Origin of the sequence: Azospirillum brasilense, assembly GCF_008365405.1 — a bacterium.
In the GTDB taxonomy this organism is placed as follows: Bacteria; Pseudomonadota; Alphaproteobacteria; order Azospirillales; family Azospirillaceae; genus Azospirillum; species Azospirillum brasilense_D.
In genome coordinates this window covers 1-18,366 of sequence record NZ_QOKV01000002.1, presented here as the reverse complement: position 1 = coordinate 18,366, position 18,366 = coordinate 1, and the positions used below count along the sequence as shown (strand labels likewise).

The 18,366-nt window shown below is 68.9% G+C and carries 10 protein-coding genes and 2 pseudogenes; 10 read left to right on the top strand and 2 right to left on the bottom strand.

The annotated features are described in order from the left end of the window. Positions 1-62: 62 nt before the first annotated feature. Positions 63-12,683, bottom strand: coding sequence for an Ig-like domain-containing protein (locus DS837_RS04425; protein WP_170295742.1), 12,621 nt, complete (start codon positions 12,681-12,683; stop codon positions 63-65). A 602-nt stretch (positions 12,684-13,285) separates the two neighbouring features. Between DS837_RS04425 and DS837_RS04420 the strand changes: the two genes are divergently transcribed. The 10 genes and pseudogenes from DS837_RS04420 to DS837_RS04380 all read left to right on the top strand — a co-directional run. Then, positions 13,286-13,663: a CRISPR-associated endonuclease Cas3'' gene (locus DS837_RS04420; RefSeq protein ID WP_149163623.1), complete on the top strand. Its 378-nt coding sequence runs from the start codon at positions 13,286-13,288 to the stop codon at positions 13,661-13,663. 20 nt (positions 13,664-13,683) lie between these two features. Further along, a complete protein-coding gene (locus DS837_RS04415) occupies positions 13,684-13,956 on the top strand; it encodes a hypothetical protein (protein ID WP_149163622.1) in 273 nt (90 codons plus the stop codon). 36 nt (positions 13,957-13,992) lie between these two features. Beyond that, positions 13,993-14,229, top strand: a pseudogene (locus DS837_RS33265) (type I-C CRISPR-associated protein Cas8c/Csd1); the annotation flags it as partial. 115 nt (positions 14,230-14,344) lie between these two features. After that, entirely contained in the window at positions 14,345-14,971 is a 627-nt protein-coding gene (locus DS837_RS04405; RefSeq protein WP_149163621.1) for a type I-C CRISPR-associated protein Cas8c/Csd1, read from the top strand. A gap of 5 nt (positions 14,972-14,976) precedes the next feature. After that, positions 14,977-15,294, top strand: a complete 318-nt coding sequence (locus DS837_RS33260; protein ID WP_247889760.1) for a type I CRISPR-associated protein Cas7 — start codon at positions 14,977-14,979, stop codon at positions 15,292-15,294. 8 nt (positions 15,295-15,302) lie between these two features. Next, complete coding sequence (cas7c, locus tag DS837_RS33255; RefSeq protein ID WP_247889759.1) at positions 15,303-15,857, top strand: type I-C CRISPR-associated protein Cas7/Csd2; 555 nt, start codon at positions 15,303-15,305, stop codon at positions 15,855-15,857. Between the two features lie 4 nt (positions 15,858-15,861). Continuing rightward, entirely contained in the window at positions 15,862-16,560 is a 699-nt protein-coding gene (gene cas4 / locus DS837_RS04395) for a CRISPR-associated protein Cas4 (protein WP_149163620.1), read from the top strand. Then, positions 16,557-17,261, top strand: coding sequence for a CRISPR-associated endonuclease Cas1 (gene cas1, locus DS837_RS04390; RefSeq protein WP_149163619.1), 705 nt, complete (start codon positions 16,557-16,559; stop codon positions 17,259-17,261). The genes cas4 and cas1 overlap by 4 nt, the downstream gene beginning before the upstream one ends. 4 nt (positions 17,262-17,265) lie before the next feature. Beyond that, entirely contained in the window at positions 17,266-17,556 is a 291-nt protein-coding gene (gene cas2 / locus DS837_RS04385) for a CRISPR-associated endonuclease Cas2 (RefSeq protein ID WP_149163618.1), read from the top strand. Positions 17,557-17,860: 304 nt separating this feature from the next. Continuing rightward, a pseudogene (locus DS837_RS04380) lies at positions 17,861-18,103 on the top strand (transposase); the annotation flags it as partial. Between the two features lie 12 nt (positions 18,104-18,115). Here DS837_RS04380 and DS837_RS04375 read toward each other — a convergent pair. Next, the coding region (locus tag DS837_RS04375) for a transposase domain-containing protein (RefSeq protein WP_149163617.1) at positions 18,116-18,366 on the bottom strand (251 nt) is incomplete at its 5' end.

Genomic DNA, 18,366 nt, shown 5'->3' with positions numbered 1-18,366 from the left:
GATAGCACCGCCATTTGCGTGGCCAACGGCGCGGAAGGAGGGGGGCGCGGACGCCCTCCCCGTCAGGTGAACCAGCGGGCGGCATCGCCGGTCTGCCCGACGATGGTGACGCTCACCCCCGGCCGCAGATCGAACACGGTGTTGCCGTTCACCACCCTCGCCGACGCGATCACGTTTTTGAGATCGAGCGAGGGATCAAACAGCGCCAACCGGTCGGTTCCCGCGGTGAAATCCATCACCACCGACCCGCCGGACGCGCCACCGAGGGCGAAGATGTCCGCCCCGGCACCACCCCACACCGTGTCGGCCCCCTGGTCGAGGAACAGGAGATCATCCCCCGCCCCACCGGCCAGCGCATCGTCGCCGGCCCCGCCGAACAGCGTGTCGTTGCCGTCTTCACCGAACAGAGTGTCGTTGCCCGTCCCGCCATCGGCCAGGTCGTTGCCCGACCCCAGGGACAGGATGTCGTCGCCGGCACCGCCAAACAGCGTGTCGTTGCCATCCTCGCCGAACAGCGTGTCGTCCCCATCGCCACCGCTGGCGATGTCATTGCCCATTCCCAGCGACAGGATGTCCTTGCCATCCTCGCCGAACAGCGCGTCATCTCCGTCGCCGCCGAAGAGGGTGTCGTTGCCCATGCCGCCGAACAGGGCGTCGTTGCCGCCTTCACCGATCAGGATGTCGTTGCCGGCCCCGCCCCCCATCGTGTCGCTGCCCGTCCCGCCCCCCATCGTGTCGTTGTCGGCCCCGCCATCCATCAGGTCGTCGCCGTCGCCTCCGTGCATCAGGTCGTCGCCGTCGTCGCCATACAGCGTGTCGTTGCCGAGCGTGCTGGCCACCGTGTCGTTGCCGCCGCCGCCCGACAGGAGATCGTCGCCGGGGCCGAGGATGATCGACTGGCTGTTGGCGTCGCCATACACCACCTGGTTGCCCTCGCCCCCGCTCAGCGTCGCCGAACCGACGACCGCGGCGAAGGCCACGGTGTCGAGCTGGATGGTCAAAGGTCCCGCGGCCCCGGTCGTGTCGATGACCAGAGCCGTCGGCATGGTGGAGCCCGGCATGGCGCCAGTGACCCGGACCGCTCCCCCCGGGGTCCCGGACGCGCTGAAGGCGAGGGTGCGCAGCAGCAGGGACGCCTGCTGCGCCAGCGTGGTCAGGAAGCGGACCCCGCCGCTGGAGAGGTCGGAGCGCGACGCCGATCCCGCCGTCGTGCGCGCCTCGATCGCCTGGATGAGGTCGGCCTGCGCCAGGGCCGTCCCCTCACGGGCCGTCGGGCCGCTCGCCGTCACGCCCACGCCGGTCGGCAAGCCGACCTGCAGCGTGGTCACCAGCGTCGGCTGCCCGGTGGTGGAGTCGGTCACCGTTTCCCGGACCAGCGGCACGTCGGCCAGCCCGGCGTTCGGGCTGCTGGGGTCCTCCGCACGGCTGGCGGCCGGCGCCTGGACCACCACCGTGCTGACGGCCCGTCCGTTGGACTGCGACGCGAGCGTCTGGACCTGCGTGCCGTCCACCACCGCCCCAGCCGCCTTCGCCGCGATCGCGGTTCCGGCCGCCGAGACGTTGCCCGCCGCGTCGGTCAACGTGACCGCCAGGGAGAGGGTGCCGTCGAGCAGGCCGGACACGTCGATCCCACCGACCGTACCGCCCGCCCCGGTGAGCGTTCCGGTCCCCGTCAGCGCACCGCCGCCGCCCGAGGAGGACAGCGTCCAGCGGTAATTCGCCCCGCTCTCCCCGCCGGAGAGGACGAATCCGACGCTGCTCTGCTTGGCCTGGTCGATGGACGCGTCGTTGAAGGCCACCGACGGTGCCGTCGGGGCGACGGTGTCGATGACGACCGACAGGGCGCCGGACACCGGACCGGTGTTGCCCGCCGCGTCGGTCGCCCGTGCGGTGAAGGCGTGGCTGCCGTCCGAGAGCGGCGTCGCGCTGAGATCGGCGACCCAGGCGCCATGCGCATCGGCGGTGACCGTCGCCACCTCCGTCCCACCATCGGACAGGACGACCCGGCTGTCGGATTCCGCCGTGCCGTGCACGAACAGCCGGTTGCGGTTCGTGTTGGCGACCGTCACCGGCAGCGTGCCGGCGGAGTCGGTGCTCACCGCGGTGATGGTCGGGCTGCCGGGCGGGGTGACGTCCACCATCGGCAACGTCAGCGTGCCAGTGGCCGGCGTGGTGAGGCCGTCGCTGACCGTCACCGCGACCGTCGCCGTGGCGGCGGTGCCGCCGGTGATCCGCAGGGCGGCCAGGGTCGCGTTCACGTCGGCGACCGACCCGCTGATGGTCACCGTTCCGTCGCCCGCCGTCGCCACACCCGCCTGCCCCGCCGCGGTTGCCTCCAGGATCGCCTGGGACGGCGTCAGCGTCACCGTGATCGACGGGCTGTCCGGATCGGTGACCTGGATGCCCGTCAGCGCCGTGTCGAGGCCTTGGTCGAGGGTGATCGGCGGCGGCAGGGTGAGCGTCGGGGCGACCAGGGTCGCCGGGTCGGCGATGGTCACCGCGATGGTCGCCTCGGCGTCGGTCGTCAGGGTACCGAGGTCGCTGGTCGTCACCCGGATCGTGCCGGTGGTCTGGCCCGCCGTTCCGGTGAAGGTCAGGCTGGCCAGCGTGGCCGTGATGTCGGCCTGGGTGCCGAGCAGGCGCCAGACCCCGGCGGAGGGCTGGGTCAGGGTCACCTCGCCCTGCGCCGTCAGAGCCAGCGCGCCGTTGGTGGGGGTCAGCGTGACCTGGAGAGTCGGGCTGTCGTAATCGCTGACCGACAGGCCGGTCACCGCCGTCGCCACCCCGGAGACAACCGCCAGGGAGGCGGGCGCGCTGTGCTCCGGCGAGGACAGCACACCGACGACCAGAAGACCGTCGGCATCGGGCGTCAGCGGCTGGTCGTCGGAGGATTCGAAGCGGATCGACGCGCTGGTGACGTTGCGCGACGCGGTGAACTCAAGCTGCTGCAGCGTGCGGTTCACGTCCTCCAGCGAACCGGTGAGCCGGATCTTGCCGTTGCCGAGGTCGCTGGTCGTGGCCGAACCGTAGAGCGGCAGGGTGAGGGCGCCGTTGGTCGGCGTCAGCACGACGGTCATCGTGCCGCCGTCGACGTCCGTGATCTCCAGCCCCAGCACCTCGGTCGAGCGGCCGGCGACCAGGGTCGGGCTGCTCGGCAGCACGTTGGCCGGCGGCGATTGGATGGCGATTGCGAGCGTGCCCGAGGCGTCCGGCGTCGAGGGATCGCCGTCGGCCACCATCACCGCGATGCTGCCCGCCGTCTGTCCGCCGGCTCCGGTGAAGACCAGCGAGGCGAGCGTCGTGTTGACGTCGGCCACGCTGCCGCTGACCGTCACGGTGCCGTCGCCGGCCGTGCTGACCGCGGCGGGGCCGGCGAGGCCGAGGCTGCCGTTGCCGGGCGTCAGGGTCACCGCCACCGTGGCGCTGTCGCCGTCCATCACCGACAGGCCGGCGATGGCCGCGGCCGTTCCGGCCACCGCCGTTTGAGCGCCGGGCAGGGTGAGCACCGGGTCGACCGGGTCCTCGTTGCGGATGGTCCCCGACGCCGACGCCGTCTCGATCGCCGTCGCCGAGACGGACGGGTTGGACAAAGCGACGGTGAAGGTTTCGTCCGGCTCGATGTCCGTGTCGCCCGACACCAGGATGGTGATGGTCTTGGTCGCCTCGCCGTCGGCGAATGAGACGCTGCCCGATGGCAGGGTCCCGCCGAAATCGGCGGCGTCGAGCGTGGCGCCGCCCGCCCCGTCGCCGGCCGCGACCGTCCAAGCCACCGTCAGAACGCCGCTCGTGCTGCCGGCGCGGGTGACCGTGAAGGTGAAGGCGGTGGTGCCCCCCGGGTTGGTGCCGTCGCCCTCGCGCTTGTCGGCGTCGGTCGCGGCGATGGCGAGGCGCGACGGGATGACCACGGCGACCTGGGCCGCGCTGATCTGCTGCTGGAGGTTCGTGCCGGTGAAGGCGGTGACGGCCCCCGACACGTCGCCCACGGCGGTGCCGTTGCGCAACTCGTCCGCCGCCGTGCCCTGCGCCACCACCTGGGCCTGGGCCATCTGGGTCAGCCCGTCGACGCCGCCGCTGTTGGTCCTGCCGGCGGAGATCACCGCGCCGTTCGACGCGGCGATGACGTTGGCGGCACCGCTCGTCACCGCGGTCAGCTTCACGCTGTCCACGGCCCCGATGCGCGCCCCGGCGGCGGCCAGGATGGCGGCGATGACCACCGGATCGGCGAGGTCGATCGTGCCGCCCGCCGGCACCGCCTTGACCGCATCGGCGATGGCGCCCACCAGCGCCCGCCCGATCACGCCGCTGGCCCGCGGCGTGCCGATCACCACCCCGGCGAGCACGGCGCTGCCCTGGACGATCATGTTGGCGACGCTGGCGGCGGCGGATTGCGTCTTCAGCGCCGTTGCGATGGCCACGGCGCCCGCTCCGGTCGTGGTCACCGCGACGATGGGGTCGTAGGTGAGGAGATCGAGGCCGGCGTCGAGGCCGAGCTTGCTCTTCAGCTCGGTCGCCGCTGCGGCGATCTCGCTGTCCGTTCCGGCAAGCCCCGCCATGCCCATGATGATGGTGGTCAGCGGCGTGATGACGGACGCCGAGCTAGGAGCCTCATAGACGCCGGTGAAGGGCAGATTGGTCGAGATGTCGGTGCCGCCGATCATGACGATGGGGCCGGACCCGCCGGAGATCGACCAACTGCCCACTGCGTTGGTGGTCCCGAACGCCTCTCCGGCGTCGAGCTGGCCGTTGGCGTTGGCGTCGGCGAACACCGTCGCCCCGGCGATGTAGCCGTCGATGGCGTGGCCGCCGCGGACGTTGACCAGCACATGGCCGGTGACCGGCGCCGCTGCTCCGAAGCCGAGGTTGGTGACGGCGTTGCCGGCGCTGTCAAGGATCTGCCCGCCGTTCAGGTCGATGGTCCCGGCGACCACGATGCCGTCGTTGTCCAGATCGTCCGCGCCGACGGCGTAGCGGAACACCAGCTTGCCGGACTCCACGCGCAGGAAGGTGGCGTAGCGGGTCTGGGTCCCGACGGTCAGCGCCAACCGCGGCGCGCCGGTGCCGGAGACGCTGACCGCGTCGCTGAAGGCGACGGCGAAGTCCAGCGTGTCGCCGCGCGCCGCCAGATAGCGGCCGGCGGTCGGGCCGGTCACCGCGGTGATCGTGGCGGCACGGTCGTCGTTGAGGATTGTGCCGGTCGCCGTCGCGGTCTCCACCGTGATCTTGGCATCGGCCACCGTGGTCGATGGGGAGAAGAGCAGGACCCGGAACTGCTCGTTGCCTTCGATCTGCCGGTCGCCGCTGACCGGCACGGTGATGGTCTTGCTGGTTTCGCCGGCGGCGAAGGCGACGGTGCCGCTGGGCAGCGTACCGCCGAAATCGGCCGCGTCGGCGAGGCTGCCGGTCAAGCCGGTCGTGTCCACCTGCCATTTGACCGTGGTGGCGCCCGAGGTGTCGCCGCGCCGGGTGATCGTGTAGGTCAGGTTGGCAAGGCCGCTGTTGCCCTCGGCGATCGACAGGCTGGACGGGGCGAGGCTCAGCCATTGCACCGGCGTCAGGCTGATCGTCACCGCCCGGCCGACCAGATTGGTCCCGTCGGAGACGGCGTAGCTGAAGGACCCCGCAGCCCCGGTGGCGCCGAAGGGCGGCGTGTAGATCACCGCGGCGAGCTGGTCCGGCGTCAGCGTGTCGCCGACGGCGAGCGCCGTGCCGTCGTAGCGCTGGAGCGTCCCGACCGTGGGCAGGCCGGTGACCGTGATGGTCAGCGGGTCGCCTTCCGGATCGACCGGCTTGTCGATGGACAGGCCGACGCGGCTGGAGTTCTGGTCGATGGCGACGTGCTTCGCCTCCTGCACCGCCGGAGCGGTGTTGACTCCCCGGACCGTGATGGTCAGCGTCGCGGTGGAGGTCGCTCCAGCCTGGTCGGTGACGGTGTAGCTGACCGTCTCCTGCCGGGCCTGGCCGAACAGCAGCGTGCCGTAGGCGCCCGCCGGGTCGAAGCTGTAGCTGCCGTCGGCGTTCAGCGTCAGCCGGCCGCCGCCGGCCAGCGTGATCGCCCGGCCGACGTTGGCGACGTCGCCGTTCACCGCGCTGACGGCCAGCCGATCGCCGACGTCGGGATCCGTGTCGTTGGCGAGCACGCCGCTTGCCGCAACCACCGCGACCGGGGTGAGCCGGTCGGTGTTTCCCGCATCGTTCGCCGCGACGGGCGCATCGTTGACGTTGGCGACCGTGATGGTCAGCAGGTCCGAAACCGTCGCGCCGGAGGAATCGGTCGCGGTGACGCGCACCGTTCGGGTGCCGACGTCGGCGTTGCCCGGCGTACCGGACAGGCGCCCGGTGGCCGCATCGAAGCTGAGCCACCCGGGCAGCGCCGAGCCGTCGCCGCTGGTCGCGCTGAAGGCCAGGCTGTCGCCGGTGTCGGCGTCGGTGAAGGCTCCCGCCGGTACCGTGTAGGAAAAGGCCTGCCCCTGGTCCATGTTGCTGGCGCCGAGTGCCTGGGCCAGCACCGGGGCGTCGTTGACCGATAGGATATTGACGCTGGTCGTGGTGTTCGTCGCCGATGCGCCGTCCGCGTCGGTGACCGTCACGGTGAAGGCCGTGATCTCCTGCGAGCCCGGAGCGGCCCGGTTGGCCACCGGCTGGAAGTCGAGCAGCCGCAGGGCGGCCTGGGCCGCCGCCGCGGAGCTGGCGTTCAGGGTGTAGATGCCGGCGGCGGACTTGGCAAACCCGCTGGCGGTGAGACTGCCGGTGGTGAAGACGCCGGTGGCGTCGCCGGCCGTGCCGCCAGAGTCGCGGACCGTCACCACGACCGTCTGGGCTTGGGCGACCTCGTTATCGGAGACGGTCAAGCTGGTGAAGGGCTGGCGGCTGGCGGTGTCGTCGGCCGCTTGCCCGGCCACGGCACCACCGATGACAGGAGCCGTATTGCTGGGTGGACTCCGAGTGTCGATGGCATAGCCGGCCGACGTCGCCACTGCCGTCGGAGTGTTGCCGGCGGCGTCGCTCCAGCCCGTGGCGATGGTGATCCGGCTGTCGGAAGCCACCGTTTCCGCGGTTGGGGTCAGGGTGGCCGTATAGACCAGCCCATCGCTGCCGGGTAGGACCGATAGGTCCGACAGCGTTCCGTTCTGTACGGCAACGGCCGAGAGGGAGAAGCCGACCGGCTCCTCACTGAAGGTAAAGGTGACGGTTGCCGTCTCCCCCACCCCAATGGTCGTCTTGCTCAGCGCGATGGCGACAGACGGCGCCCCGATGTCGATGGTCACGGTCAGCGCGGTCGAGGCCGTGGAGCTGTTGCCCGCCGCGTCGGTCACGGTGGCGCTCAGCGTGTGGGCACCGTCGCTCAGCGAAGCCGCCGTTACCGTCCAGGCCCCGGCCGCCGAAGCGGTCACCGTGCCCAAGGCCGTTGTTCCCTCGTACAGCACGACCACGCCGGCCTCGGCAACGCTGCCCGTAATGACCGGAGCCGTCACGCTGGTCAGCGTGTCCGCTGTCGATCCGCTGTTCGAGCCTGCTTCAAGCGCCAAGCCAGTCGGTGAGGAAACACCGGTGTCTATGGTCACCGTCAGCGCGGTCGAAGCGGCCGAGCTGTTGCCCGCCGTGTCGGTCACGGTGGCGCTCAGCGTGTGGGCACCGTCGCTCAGCGAAGCCGAGGTGATGCTCCAGGCCCCGGCCGCCGAAGCGGTCACTGTGCCCAAGGCCGTCGCGCCCTCGTACAGCACGACCACGCCGGCCTCGCCCACCGTCCCGGTGATCACCGGAGCCGTCACGCTGGTCAGCGTGTCCGCTGTCGATCCGCTGTTCGAGCCTGCTTCAAGCGCCAAGCCAGTCGGTGAGGAAACACCGGTGTCTATGGTCACCGTCAGCGCGGCCGAAGCGGCGGAGCTGTTGCCCGCCGCGTCGGTCACGGTGGCGCTCAGCGTGTGGGCACCGTCGCTCAGCGAAGCCGAGGTGATGCTCCAGGCCCCGGCCGCCGAAGCGGTCACCGTGCCCAAGGCCGTCGTGCCCTCGTACAGCACGACAACGCCGGCCTCGGCAACGCTGCCCGTAATGACCGGAGCCGTCACGCTGGTCACCGTGTCCACGGTCGACCCGCTGTTCGAGCCTGCTTCAAGCGCCAAGCCAGTCGGCGAGGACGCCCCGGTGTCGATGGTCACGGTCAGCGCGGTCGAGGCCGTGGAGCTGTTGCCCGCCGCGTCGGTCACGGTGGCGCTCAGCGTGTGGGCACCGTCGCTCAGCGAAGCCGAGGTGATGCTCCAGGCCCCGGCCGCCGAAGCGGTCACCGTGCCCAGGGCCGTTGCGCCCTCGTACAGCACGACCACACCGGCCTCGCCCACCGTCCCGGTGACCACCGGAGCCGTCACGCTGGTCACCGTGTCCACGGTCGACCCGCTGTTCGAGCCTGCTTCAAGCGCCAAGCCAGTCGGCGAGGACGCCCCGGTGTCGATGGTCACCGTCAGCGCGGTCGAGGCCGTGGAGCTGTTGCCCGCCGCGTCGGTCACGGTGGCGCTCAGCGTGTGGGCACCGTCGCTCAGCGAAGCCGAGGTGATGCTCCAGGCCCCGGCCGCCGAAGCGGTCACCGTGCCCAGGGCCGTTGCGCCCTCGTACAGCACGACCACGCCGGCCTCGCCCACCGTCCCGGTGATCATCGGAGCCGTCACGCTGGTCAGCGTGTCCGCCGTGGACCCGCTGTTCGACGAGGCCGCCAGAGCGAGCCCGGTCGGCGAGGACGCCCCGGTGTCGATGGTCACCGTCAGCGCGGTCGAGGCCGTGGAGCTGTTGCCCGCCGCGTCGGTCACCATGGCGCTCAGCGTGTGGGCACCGTCGCTCAGCGAAGCCGAGGTGATGCTCCAGGCCCCGGCCGCCGAAGCGGTCACCGTGCCCAAGGCCGTCGCGCCCTCGTACAGCACGACCACGCCGGCCTCGGCAACGCTGCCCGTAATGACCGGAGCCGTCACGCTGGTCACCGTGTCCACGGTCGACCCGCTGTTCGAGCCTGCTTCAAGCGCCAAGCCAGTCGGTGAGGACGCCACGGTGTCGATGGTCACGGTCAGCGCGGTCGAGGCCGTGGAGCTGTTGCCCGCCGCGTCGGTCACCATGGCGCTCAGCGTGTGGGCACCGTCGCTCAGCGAAGCCGCCGTTACCGTCCAGGCCCCGGCCGCCGAAGCGGTCACCGTGCCCAAGGCCGTCGCGCCCTCGTACAGCACGACCACGCCGGCCTCGCTCACCGTCCCGGTGATCACCGGAGCCGTCACGCTGGTCACCGTGTCCACGGTCGAGCCGCTGTTCGACGAAGCCGCCAAAGCCAACCCGGTCGGGGCGGAAGCGCTGGTATCGACGGTCACGAGGAGAGGCCCCGAAGTCCCGCTTTCGACGCCGGACGCGATCACCTTGGCGGTCAGCGTCCAAACCCCTTCCGCAAGCGTCGTGCCGGGGACCACCGACCAAGTGCCGGATCCGTTGGCTGTCCCCGTCCCGATCTCGAGACCGTTTCCGTACAGATGCACGACGTTGCCGGCGTCGGCCGTCCCTACAAGCGTGGGCTGTGAGACATTCGTTACTGCGTCTCCGGACACGCCGCTGTCCGATGCCGGGCTGAGCGCCGGGGTGGACGGGCTCGCCGACAGCACGATCAGCGTGTCGGTACCGTTGAGCGTCAGCGTTTGGAACGGCGTGTAGACGGTCTCAACATTGGAAACGAAGAGCGTTCCCTGGTTACCGGCCGGGGAGAAGGTCACCACGTCCGTACCGGTTCCACCGATCAGCGTCTCCAGCAGCGTCGCCGCCAGAGTGTTGCCGTCGCTGCCCAGCGTCACCGCGTCCGTACCGGTTCCGCCGGTCAGCGTTTCGACGCCGCTCACCAGCAGCGTGTTGCCGACGCTGCCCAGCGACACCACGTCGGTGCCGATACCACCGGTCAGCGTCTCGACGCCGCTCACCAGCAGCGTGTTGCCGGCGCTGCCCAGTTCCACCATGTCGATGCCGAGGCCGCCGGTCACCGTCTCGACACCGTCCACCAGCAGCGTGGCGCCGGCGCTGCCCAGGGTCACCACGTCGGTGCCGGACGTGCCGATCAGCGTCTCGATCCGCCACACGGTGAGCGTGTTGCCCGCGCTGTCGCCCAGCGTCACGATGTCGAGGCCGGAGCCACCGGTCAGCGTTTCGACGCCGCTCACCGTCATCATGTTGCTGCCGGTGCCCAGCGTCACCACGTCGGCGCCGGAACCGCCGGTCAGCGTCTCCAGCAGACGGACCAGGATGGTGTTGCCGCCGCTGCCCAGCGTCACCAGGTCGGTGCCGGAACCGCCGAACAGCGTCTCGACCCGCGACACCTCGATGGTGTTGCCGCCGCTGCCCAGCGTCACGATGTCGCTGACGTCGCTGCCGAACAGCGTCTCGAGGCCGCTCACCGTCACGGTGTTGTTGGTGGTGCCGCTCAGGGTCACCACGTCCGTACCGGCAGAGCCCGTCAGCACCTCCAACCGCGACACGGCCAGCGTGTTGCCCGCCCTGTCGCGGAGCGCGATGTTATCCACACCGGAGTTTCCGATCAGCGTCTCCAGGCCGCTCACCTCCATGGTGGCGCCGGTCGCGGAGATCGTCACCACCTCCTTTCCGGACCCGCCGATCAGCGTTTCCAGACGGCCAACCAATATGGTGGAGCCTTCATCGGCCAGCGTCACCACGTCGATGTCGGACCCGGTGGCGCCCAGCAGCGTTTCGAGGCCGCTCACCCAGATGGTGTTCCCGCCGGAGTCCAGCGTGATGTTGTCGGTGGCGGAGCTGCCGGTCAGCGACTCGATGCCGGACACCTTAATCGTGTTGCCGGCGGTGCCGGACCTCACCACGTCGGTGCCGGTGCCGCCGATCAGCGTCTCCACCCGCCACACGAACAGCGTGTTGCCGCCGTCACCCAGCCTCACCGTGTCGGTGCCGCTGCCGCCGATGATCGTTTCGAACCCGATCACCGTGGTCGAACTGCCCCCGGCACCGATCGTCACCATGTCGTTGGCGGAGCCGCCGGTCAAGGTCTCCACCAGCCGGACCGTCAGCGTGCCGCCGTCGCTGCCCAGCGTCACCATGTCGGCGCCGGTGCCGCCGGTCAGCGTCTCGATCGCGTTCACCAGAACCGTGCCGCCGCCGGTGCCCAAAATCAGCGTGTCGACGCCGGCGGCGCCGGTCACGGTCTCCACCAACCGGACCGTCATGGTGCCGCCGCCGCTGCCGAACGTCACGAGATCGGTGCCGGAACCGCCGATCACGGTCTCCACCAGCCGGGCCGTCAGCGTGCCGCCACCGCTGCTCAGCGTCACCATGTCGGTGCCGGTGCCGCCGATCATCGTTTCAATGCCCTCCACCAGCGTGCTGTTGCCGCCGCTGGCCAAGGTCACTACATCGGTGCCCAGGGTGCCGGTCAGCGTTTCCAGCTTCGAAACCGTCAGCGTGCTGGCGCCGCCGCCCAGCGTCACCACGTCGGCGCCGATGCCGCCGGTCAGCGTTTCGATGCCCTCGACCAGCAGCGTGCTGCCGAGGCTGCCCAGGAGCACCACATCGGTGCCGATGCCGCCGGTCAGCGTTTCGAGACCGCTCACCTGCAGCGTGTTGCCAAGGCTGCCCAGCGTGACGACGTCGGTGCCCGAGCCGCCGTTCAGTTGTTCGACCCGGCTCACCTCGATCGTATTGCCGCCGCTGCCTAGAAACACCAGGTCGATCGCCGTGCTGCCGGTCAGCGTTTCGACCCCGGTGACGATGTAGGTCGCCCCGACGGTCAGCAGCGACACCACGTCGGTTCCGGTGCCGCCGGTCAGCGTGTTGATCTGCGACAGGGTGATCGTGTTGCCGCCATCACCCAGCGTCACGACGACCGGCGCGAGATTCCGCAAATACTCCAGTGTGCCGTCATCGACGCCGACCACCATGTCGCGGTCGCCGTCGCCGTCGAGATCGCCCAGGGCCGGCCGCGGGTACGCCCCCGGCCCCCTGCTCCCGTATGGGTTGCCGGCGAGCAGCGCGAAGGTCGGCGCCGCCGCCGTCCCGGTGTTGATGTGGATGGAACTCTTGCTGATGAGATCGACGAGGCCGTCCCCGTCGATGTCCACCAGCACGGGTGACGAATAGCCGTCGGCATCGCGGGTCAGGCCGAAGGGGTTGGTGCCGGCGAGCACGAAGGTCGGCGACAGCGTCGTCCCGTCGTTGCGGAAATAGAGGAAGTCGCCGGCGCTGTTGCCGATCAGAAGGTCGAGGTCGTTGTCGCCGTCCAGATCGGCGAAGCTCGGCGCCCCGTAGCTTCCCGCGCCCTGGATGCCGAACAGGTTGGTGCCTTCCAGCGAGAAGCTCGGTGCCTGCGGTGACGTTCCGTTGTTGCGGTAGAAAAGGGTGCTGCCGGCGTGGTTGCCGATGAACAGGTCGAGATCACCGTCGCCGTCGATGTCCACGACGGTGGGAAGCGCGCCGCCCTGGCTGACGTTGGGGAGGCCGAAAGGATTGGTGCTGTCCAGCGTGAAGGACGGTGACAGCGTCGTTCCATTGTTGCGGAAGAAGACCGTGTTTCCGTCCGCGTTGCCGACCAGGAGATCGAGATCGCCGTCACCATCAAGGTCCGCCAGAACCGGAGCGGCCTCGCTTCCGATGTCGGAGAGGCCGAAACTGTTGGTGCCGATCATAGTGAAGGTTGGATTCGCCATGGTCTTTCGGCCCTCACGCCACGCAGCCGGCATGAACACCGGTCTTGGATGGATCAATGCACCATCAGACCTAATTATCGGTATATAAGATGATTCCAAAACGCGTTACTGGTTTGAAACACTCCTCCCTGCTCGCACAGATCCCTATTTTTACAACAGTTTCTTGCTTTTATTGAGAGCACGCATACGTAGGGCGGATTAGGATAGGCCGCACGGTAAGATGTCGCCATTCGATTGAGCTTGAAACCAAACGTTTGCAAAACGGCGGAGAAGAAGGCTCCTGCATGGAACCAAAGCCGAACAGCCCCGGTGGCTTGCCCGTCGAACGGCCGCCACGATCCGAGGCTCTGATCGGACACCGAACCGGCTTTCGAACCGCCCCCTGCCGATTGCGGAAGTGCGAATGGATGCCGTCGGACGACCGCAATGGCCGCGACTCGGCTTCCGCCGACGCTCGATTGATGAGTGAACTCCGTTCCGATTGAGCAACAGCCGCTTCCGTGACCGCCTGTCAGGGCAAAATCCACTTATCAAACAGTGTCTTTCTGGATTAATGAAGAAAATCGAAACCACAATAAATTCATAATAACGGAAGGCACGCGATGGCTTGGCACGCCCATACTTCCAGTAAACCGGGGGCCCCTTGGGAGTCATTGCGTGAGCATCTGCTTCGTGTCGCCGCGAGGGCGGAGGGATTCGCGGCGGTCCTGCTTCCTGAAAGCGACTGGGCGGGCGTCTGGGCGCGGACGCTCGGCCTGCTGCACGATGCCGGGAAATATGCCGAAGCCTTTCAAAGGCTGCTGAACGGCGAGAACATCCGGGTCGACCACTCCACGGCCGGCGCCGTCCTCGCCGTGGAACGTTACGGCAAGGACAGTCCCGCCGGCTGGCTGCTTGCCTATGCGGTGGCCGGACATCATGCCGGGCTGCCAGACTGCTCGACGCGCTGGCGCGGGATTACGGCTGCACGATCCTGCTGAGCACCGCCACCCAGCCGGCGGTGATCGTCCCCTACACCGAGGAGGCGCAACGCTGGGCCGACGCCTTGCGGGCCACCGAGCGCCCCGGCGCCATCGCCCGCAAGCTGCAACGCTTCACCGTCACCATCCCGCGCGGCCCGCTCGCCCGCCTGATGGGCGCTGAGATCATCAAGGCCGTCGGGGAGCACGGGCAATTCCTGCTGCTGACGGATCTGTCCTACTACGACGATACGGCCCTTGGGTTGGTAACCCGCGATCCGCGCGACCGTATGGAGGTGGAGAACGTGGTGTAAGAGCTGAGGATGCACCTTTGAGCAGAACACGAAACCGTCCTGGTGGGAATCGATCATCCCTGGGCGCGCGCGGTGCTGGCCTTCTTCCGAAACTGGACGGCAGGCACCACGCCGGAAGGTGTTTCCGATCCCGGCATCCTGTCGGGCTGGCTGGTGTTCCGCATCCAGCACAAGGGTGACTATGTCCACGACGCGCCGGAAATCCGCGCCGCCTGGGAACGCGCCATGGAGGCCGAGGAGGAGGGCCCGGTCACCGGCCAATGCCTCGTCACCGGCGGGCACGACTTGACCCGGCAGTGGGAGTGGCAGCCGCGCTACCCCTCGCTCTGGGCGCTCGCCATGGAAACCAAGACCAAGCACCGGGGCGACGGCGACAACGCCAAGCCCGATCCGAACGACAAGGGGCTGGCCAAACCTGCTACGCGCGGTGCTGGTGGGCGGCCCCTACCCGGCCAGCCTGCTGGCGGTGCTGCTCGACCGCATCCGCGCCGACCATGTCGTGAACCACCCGCGCGTCGCGCTGATCAAGGCGGTGCTGACGCGCCGCGCCCGGCTGGCCGGAACCACTCAGGAAGAGGGGAGCAATCTCGTGGGCCTCGACGAATCCCGCACGGAGCCGGGTTACCTTCTCGGCCGTCTGTTCGCCGTTCTGGAGCGCATCCAAGAGGTGGCCCACGGACGGGAGCTGAGCGCCATCATCCGCGACAAGTACATCGGCAGCGCGTCCTCCACGCCGAAGCTGATCTTCCATTTCCTGAACAGGCTCGCCCAACAGCACCTGAAGAAGATGCGCCGCGACGATCAGGGGGCCTACCGCTTCCTCGAAAACCGCCTGGATTCCATCACCCAGAAGATCGTCGGCTATCGGGACTCGCTGAGCGTGGACGACCGTGGCCTTTTCTTCATCGGCTACTACCACGAGCGGCATTGGCTGCGGCTTCCAAAGGCCGAGCGTCTCAAGACCGAAAATCTGAAAACCGCCCAGGCGGGCGAACCGAACACCGTTCCGGAGTGACAGTCATGGGCATCCACGAGTCCCGCATCGAGTTCGTCTATCTGTTCGACGTCCGCAACGGCGATCCGGACGGCGATCCGGACGCCGGCAACATGCCTCAGTTGGACCCGGAGACGGGCCATGGCCTGGTCACCGACGTCTCGCTGAAGCGCAAGATCCGCAACTACGTCCAACTGACCCAGGAAGGCCGTCCGGGCTACGAGATCTACGTCCGCGAGAAGGCGATCCTGAACGACCAGCATGCCCGCGCCTACGAGGCCGGCGGCGTCACCCTTCCGGAAAAGGGCAAGCTGCCAAGGGCGAGGGCGACGCCCGCAAGGTGACGCAATGGATGTGCGACACCTTCTTCGATGTGCGGACCTTCGGGGCGGTGATGACGACGGGCGTCAACTGCGGGCAGGTGCGCGGACCGGTGCAGATCACCTTCGCGGAAAGCCTGCATCCCATCGTGCCGGCGGAACTGTCGGTCACCTGCATGGCCGTGACCACCCAGGCCGAGGCCGACAAGCAGAGCGGCGACAACCGCACCATGGGCCACAAGCACATCGTCCCCTACGGGCTGTACCGCGCCCACGGCTTCCTCTCGCCGCATCTGGCGCGGCAGACCGGCTTCTCGGACGCCGGCCTGGACATCCTACCCAGCGCGCTGGTCAACATGTTCGAGCAGGACCGCTCGGCCGCACGCGGCGAGATGGCGGCGCGCCGGCTGATCGCCTTCCGCCACAAATCCCCCCTCGGCGAGGCCCCGGCGCAGAAACTGTTCAAGCGCGTCACCGTCACAATGAACGACGGGGTGACCGCCCCGCGCGATTACGACGAGCACTTCACCGTCATCATCGACCGGGACGGCCTGCCCGAAGGGGTGGCGATCGAGGAGTGGCTGTAGGCCCATGGAGGCCGAAGACTCCGCACTCGCCCCGCTGTCGGCCCTCCAGCACCTCGCCTTCTGCGCGCGTCAGTGCGGGCTGATCCATCTGGAGGACGCCTGGGCGGAGAACGCGCTGACCGCCGAGGGCCGGGTGCTGCACGAGCGGGTGGACAACGCACCCGGCGAAACGGGGCGCGGGGTCCGCATCGCGCGGGGCGTGCCCTTGCGCAATCTGCGGCTTGGGCTGGTCGGGCGGGCCGATGTGGTGGAATTCCACAACCGGCGCGGCCTGCCGCCGCTGCCCTGCCCCGTGGAGTACAAGCGCGGCAAGGCCAAGCCGCATGACGCCGACCGCGTCCAGCTCTGCGCCCAGGGCCTGTGCCTGGAGGAAATGCTGGGGCTCGACGTGCCGGGCGGCGCGCTCCTCTACGGGGAGACCCGGCGGCAGGAGGTGGCCTTCGACGCCGCCTTGCGCGCGCGGACCGAGGCGCTGGCCGGCGAACTCCACGCGCTGTTGGCCTCCCGCATCACGCCACCGCCGGAACCGGGACCCAAATGCCGATCCTGCTCGCTGGAGCCGTTTTGCCTGCTGACCCTGTCGGGCGCCCGTTCCGCCGCCGTCTGGCTGGACCGCACGCTCCGCGCCGACGCCGCAGAGGGCGGTGCAGAGGGCGGTGCAGCGGGCGGTGCAGCGGGCGCCGCCGAGGAGGATTCTCCATGAAGCGTTTGTTGAACACGCTCTACGTCACCACCCCCGGCAGCTACCTGTACAGGGAGGGCGAGGCGATCGAGGTGCGGCGCGAGGACGGCGCACGCACGATGGTGCCGATGATCGCGCTGGAGGGCCTCGTCGCCTTCGGCAGCGTCGGCGCCAGCCCGCATATGCTCGGCCATTGTGCCGAGAAGGGGATCAGTGTTGGTTTCCTCTCCGATACCGGCCGGTTCCTGATGCGGGTGGAGGGTCCGGTGTCGGGCAATGTCCTGCTGCGTCGCGCGCAGTACCGGGCGGCGGACGACCCGCTGCGGGCCGCCTCGATAACCCACGGCGTTTTGGCCGGCAAGCTGGCCAACCAGCGGACGGTGCTGCGCCGCCACCGCCGCGACCACACCGATCCGACCGGCGCGCTGGCGTCGACCGAAGATGCGATCAGCCGCGCCCTGACCCAGCTTGACCGGCCGCTCGACGTCGACCGCCTGCGCGGGGTGGAGGGCGATGCGGCCGCCTGCTATTTCGGCGCCTTCGCCGCCATGATCCGGCGCGACGAGCCGGAATGGCGGATCGCCGGCCGGTCGCGCCGGCCGCCGCTGGGCCGTGTCAACGCGCTGCTGCCCTTCGGCCTGATGTGGCACGCACAGGCCCGCCTGCTGGCCCGGCATCTGCGCGGCGACCTAGACGCCTATCCTCCCTTCCTCTGGCGGTGACGCGATGCTGGTCCTGGTCTGCTATGACGTTTCCACGGAAACCCCGGCCGGCCGTCGTCGCTTGCGCCGTGTGGCAAGGGCTTGCCAGAACCACGGCGTGCGGGTTCAATACTCAGTGTTTGAATGCACGGTCGATCCCGCACAATGGACCGCGTTGCGCGCATCCCTGCTCGGTTTGATCGAGCCGCGGACCGACAGCCTGCGATTCTACCTTCTCGGTTCATCGGCCCGACACAAGGTGGAGCATGTTGGTGCCCGGACACCCACCGCTCTCGATGAGCCTCTCATCCTGTAATCGTTGGCTTCTGTGCGAACCCGAAGCCCCCATGGATATTCCAGGTGGGTTCGCGCTCGAGAAAAATCGAGTCTTCTGAAGAAGTTGCCAGCCGTTCCGGTGATGCGAAACGAACGATCGTCCATCACATACCCTCGTTCGCACATTGGTCGCCGTTTCACATGCATATCCAATAGTTTACACTGTAGTGTTCGCCTCTCGTGCGGGGGCGTGGATTGAAACGCCAGCTCGACGAGCGGGTGACCTGAGACCGGAAAATTCCTCCAGGAATGGGTAGAGTCCGTCATCGAGGGGAGACGGACAGATGAGACGCAGCCGGTTCAGCGAGGAGCAGATCATCGGCATCCTGAAGGAGCAGGAGGCCGGACAGAAGACGGCGAACTTGTGCCGCCGACACGGGATCAGCGAGGCGACGTTCTACACCTGGAAGGCCAAGTACGGCGGGTTGGAGGTCTCTGAGGCCCGGCGTCTGAAGGCGCTCGAGGATGAGAACGCCCGGCTGAAGAAGTTGCTGGCCGAAGCCATGCTCGACAATGCCACCCTGAAGTAAGCGGTGTTCTCAGGCCACGGCGGGTTCCGCCTGCCGGGCATAGCTCCAGGGCAGCAGTTCATCGAGCTTGGTGATCGGATGCCCGCCGGCGAGTTTGGTCAGCACATCGGCGAACCAGGTCTGCGGATCGACACCGTTGAGCTTGCAGGTTTCCACCAGCGACGCGACGGTGGCCCAGTGCTCACCGCCGCCGTCGCTGCCAGCGAACAGAGCATTCTTGCGCGTGAGGGCCAGCGGGCGGATGCTGCGCTCCACACTGT